Annotated in this window: 4 protein-coding genes and 1 pseudogene; 1 reads left to right on the top strand and 4 read right to left on the bottom strand. The window is 63.0% G+C overall.

The genetic code is table 11. The annotated features are described in order from the left end of the window. Positions 1-20: 20 nt before the first annotated feature. The 4 genes from ACFDTG_RS16315 to ACFDTG_RS16300 form a co-directional block, all read right to left on the bottom strand. The gene (locus ACFDTG_RS16315) at positions 21-1316 is read right to left on the bottom strand and encodes a chloride channel protein (protein ID WP_375291980.1); all 1296 of its coding nucleotides are present in this window, start codon (positions 1314-1316) and stop codon (positions 21-23) included. A gap of 56 nt (positions 1317-1372) precedes the next feature. Further along, on the bottom strand, positions 1373-2212 hold the full coding sequence (lgt, locus tag ACFDTG_RS16310) for a prolipoprotein diacylglyceryl transferase (RefSeq protein WP_064311272.1): 840 nt from the start codon (positions 2210-2212) through the stop codon (positions 1373-1375). A 112-nt stretch (positions 2213-2324) separates the two neighbouring features. Beyond that, complete coding sequence (locus ACFDTG_RS16305) at positions 2325-3032, bottom strand: phosphatase PAP2 family protein (protein ID WP_375291979.1); 708 nt, start codon at positions 3030-3032, stop codon at positions 2325-2327. Then, a complete protein-coding gene (locus ACFDTG_RS16300) occupies positions 3020-3613 on the bottom strand; it encodes a DedA family protein (protein WP_064311274.1) in 594 nt (197 codons plus the stop codon). The genes ACFDTG_RS16305 and ACFDTG_RS16300 overlap by 13 nt, the downstream gene beginning before the upstream one ends. 103 nt (positions 3614-3716) lie before the next feature. Between ACFDTG_RS16300 and ACFDTG_RS16295 the strand changes: the two are divergent. Then, positions 3717-4244: pseudogene (locus tag ACFDTG_RS16295) on the top strand (efflux RND transporter periplasmic adaptor subunit); the annotation flags it as partial.

The following is a 4244-nucleotide window of genomic DNA, read 5'->3' as shown; positions in this document are numbered from 1 at the left end:
TTTCGACGCCGATCACCCCGCTACCGGGGTCCCTTTTCCACGCCGATCCACAGGCGCCACGTCGAAAACGAATAGCCGAACAGCTCGCGTACGATGGTCGATGACACCAGCGACGCGGCGACGACCGCCCCCGTGAGTGGAAAATCATGGGTCGCTTGCAGGACCAGCATCGCCATTGTCATCGGGCCACCCACAACCGCCACAGCGAACGCCGCCATGCCCACGAGTGCCGCGTTGCGCGGATCGATCACAGGATGCCCGATGATCATGGTCAGGCTTCCGGCGAAGAGGTGACCGAGCAGGGTTCCGAGGAACAACGACGCGAAGAACAGGCCGCCCCGAAATCCGAACCCGAGCGACACCACAGACGCGGCGCTCTTGGCGACCAACACGACAAAGATGAATTCAAGCGACGCGCCGAGCGCTAGATCGGCATGTAGCGCGCCGTGGCCCGCCGAGAGGACCTGCGGTGACAGTATCGCGATCGGGATGAGTAGCAGACCGCCCAGCGCGGGGCGCGCCCATTCTGGCACCCCCGTTCGCCGCGTTCCGCGCTCGACCAGCGCCACGGCACGCATGAGGACAATGCCCAGGAGCGCACAGATCGCACCCAGCCCGGCGTAGATCAGGTAATGATGCGTCTCGACCGATACGTTTGACGCAGCATCGATCAGATAGGGCTGCTGCCCGAATGTCTGCGCGACGAGCGCCCCGGCCAGAGCTGCAGCAGCGACAGGCGCGATTGCCGAGGGCGTATAGGCTCCGATGACGATTTCAAACGCATAGAATGCCCCTGCCAAGGGAGCGCCGAACGCAGCAGCGATCGCAGCTCCTGTTCCCGCGCCCACCAGCGTTCGTTGATCGGCGCGCCGCAGCTTCAGCCAACCTCCAAGCACCGAAGCGACGGCCCCACCCATCTGCGCATAAGCTGCCTCGAGGCCGACCGACGCACCAAAACCATTCGAGAGAACTGTTTGTCCTGAGATGACGAGGCTGTCTGGCAGCGACATGCGGCCGCCGTGCAGGGCATTCGCCTCGACTGCATCCACCAGACGGCGTTTGCGGGCGCTGACCGCGTATCCGAACGCTGTAAAGATCAGGCCACTCAGGGGCAGCACGAGCAGGCTCGGTAGCCCAAGTTCCGCGACGCCGCTCAAGCGCGTGTTCGGGGGAAGCGCGAAGAGAAAATGCTGCAGCGTGCGTGCAAGCGCACCCAGAACAACGCTCAATAGGCCCGCAGCCCCGCCAATGCCAATCGACAGAACGATGAAAGATGCTTCGCTGGCGCGAAGCCATCCCCGGGCGTCGCGTGCCATCAGGGTTGCGCGTTTGCGCGAGATGATCTGCGCCAGCACTATGCGCTGCGAGGGCCTCATTGCGGTGAGACGGTAATCGGTGAATGCGTTCGATTCATGCGGCTTGCCGAAGTGACGATCAGGAAGAGTCCGCCGACGAACATCGGTATGGTAAGCCACTGCCCCATGTGGAGGCCGGTCCGCATCGCGAAGCCGACAAGCTGGGCATCTGGCTCGCGGAAGAACTCTACCGTGAAACGGGCGAGGCCATAGCCGATGAGGAATACGCCAACGAGCATACCAGGTCGACGCCGGGCGTCCGTGAACCAGAACAGGAGCGCGAGCAACGCGAACAGCGCGAGGCCTTCAAGCCCGGCCTCATAGAGTTGGCTTGGATGACGCGCGAGGCCGTCATGGCTACCTGGAAACACGATTGCCCACGGCAGATCGGACGGCTTTCCCCATAATTCGCCGTTCACGAAGTTGGCGAGGCGGCCGAAGAAGAGGCCGATCGGCACTGTGCAAGCGACGTAATCGTGGACGCGAAGCCAAGCCAAGCCGTGCCGGCGCGCAAACAGGATCAATGCGAGAGAAACACCAGCGGCGCCCCCGTGGAATGACATGCCGCCATCCCACAGCTTAAATATCTGCAGGGGATGAAGGACCATCTCTGGACCGTAGAAGATTACATAGCCGATTCGTCCGCCAAGGATGACACCCAATGTCGCGTAGAATACAAGATCGTCCGCTTGGGTTCGGACCATTGGTGCCGCAGGTTGCTTCAATAGCTTCAGCAAATACCACCAACCAAGAACGATGCCCGCGATATAGGCAAGCGAATACCATCGCAGATCCAAGCTTCCGAGCGAAAGCGCTACCGGATGTAGGCCAAGGTCCGTGAACTGAATGTGGTGCATTTTGACGATCCCGGAGCATGACCGCGGACCGCGCTAAGCCTCCCCGAGCCTCCAGCCAAGACACGCAAAGCAGCGGTAGCCGTCGATTGGCCCTGTATTTGATAGCAATGAGTTAGCGCGACCCGTCCTCGACCGACCTTGAAGCGCGTTTCTGACCGTACACGTAGAGGATCGTCAGGCAGACAAGTGCCCAACCCGATCCCACTGCCCAGCCTGCAAGCACGTCCGTTGGCCAATGAACACCGAGGAACACGCGCGAAAAGCCAATGCCCATGATCAATGCGATCGATGCGCCGACAAGGAACACGCGGCCACCACGGGTCGGTGCCCATTGCGCGGCTAGCAGGGCGATCGATAGATAGACGATCGCCGAGTTCGCTGAATGGCCGCTTGGAAAGCTCGCGGAACTGAAAGGCGCCCAGTGCTCCACCACATCGGGACGCGCCCGGCCGAACCAGGGTTTCACGAGCGCTGTGATCGACGTCCCAACACCTGCCTCGGCTACAACGAAGGCACCCAGAGCCGTTTTTCTACTGGCGGCGGCGAAACCGGCGGTGAGCATCACGACGAGGGTCAGGGTTGCGGTATCCCCCAATGCGGTGAGATCAAGCATCGCGGCACGTAGGGGTGCGATGCCACCCAGATGGTCTCGCACCCAATAAAGGGCTGAACGATCGAAGGCATTTGTTTTGCCTTCCCGGATCTCGGAGCCGAGTTTCCAGACAACGAAGCCGACGATCGCAGCCACGGCCAACGTGACCATCAACAGGAGCTCAGGCCGGCGCCGCAAACGGTCCCACCCCATCGTTAACGTCGCCATGTCGCTACCCGCCAGACATAGGCAACCACGAGCAGGACGATGATTCCAAGCGAGATCGGTCCGACGAAACGCTCGACCGCGCCATAGCCCTGCCCCAAGGCAGAGCCGGCGACGGCTAAGATCGACGTCCAGGCGGTGGTACCAAGGAGAGACCAGAAAACGAACTGGCCGAATGGCATCGCCAGAAGTCCTGCCGGGATCGATACGATCGAGCGGATCGTCGGCACGAGACGTCCCACGCAAACGAAGAGCGCTCCCCCGTTGGCAAAGAGGCGTTGCCCGCGGTCGACGTCGTTCCGGCTTATAGTGAGCCATCGGCCATACCGTTCGATCAAACCGTCGAACCGCGTAATGCCAAGCGCGCGTGCGACGAGATACCAGGCGATGTTTCCTGCCATCGCACCCGCGGTTCCTGCGGCGATCACTCCCGGCAGCGCCATCACGCCGCGACCGGCCTCCATGCCCGCAAATGGCATGATCACCTCGGAAGGCAGTGGCGGGAACACCGTTTCTGCAAACATCAAAGCCGCGATACCGAGGTATCCGAGCTGCGCGATCAGGTCTTGGATCCAGCTGTCCATCGTTCACCAATTAGACCGATGGCGCGGCCAGGGAATGGCCGCAGGATTGTGATTTCCCAATCTTAGGGGCCGAGTGCCGGTTTTTGCGGCGTGTATTGGGAGATTGTATAGTTCCGGCAAGTCGGAGCCAATCGACTGCACCTATGCCGGCGCCATGCGCACACCCTTTCTTCTCGTCCCGTTAATCATCGCCGGCTGCGGCACCGAACCGTCCAAGTCGCCCGCAGGTCCGCCGGCCCATGCCGAGCCGGTCGCGCACGAGGCCGAACTGCTGAAGCTGACCCTGACGCCGCAGGCCCAGCAGCGACTCGGGATCGCTCTCGTCCGCGTCGCGAGCGGTTCGGTCAGCGCCGCGCGACAGGTGGCCGGCGAGATCGTGGTACCGCCGACCAGCGCTAACGGCGTGCCCGTCAACTCGACCACCAATCTTCAGCAGATCGGCAGCCAGCAGGCCGCGGCGGACGCCGAACTGGCGCGCGCGACCGCACAGGCGCGGCTGGCGCGGATCGCCCTCGACCGCGCCGCCAGCCTGGTGCGCGAGGAAGCGGGCAGCGTGCGCGGTCGCGACGAGGCCGCCGCGGCGCTGGCTGCCGCCCAGGCCGCGCTCGGCGCCGCACGCCAGCAGCGACAG

The organism is Qipengyuania sp., assembly GCF_042095715.1.
Lineage (GTDB): Bacteria > Pseudomonadota > Alphaproteobacteria > Sphingomonadales > Sphingomonadaceae > Qipengyuania.
Note: the sequence above shows the minus strand (reverse complement) of the source record. Positions and strands in the feature narration are given on the sequence as shown.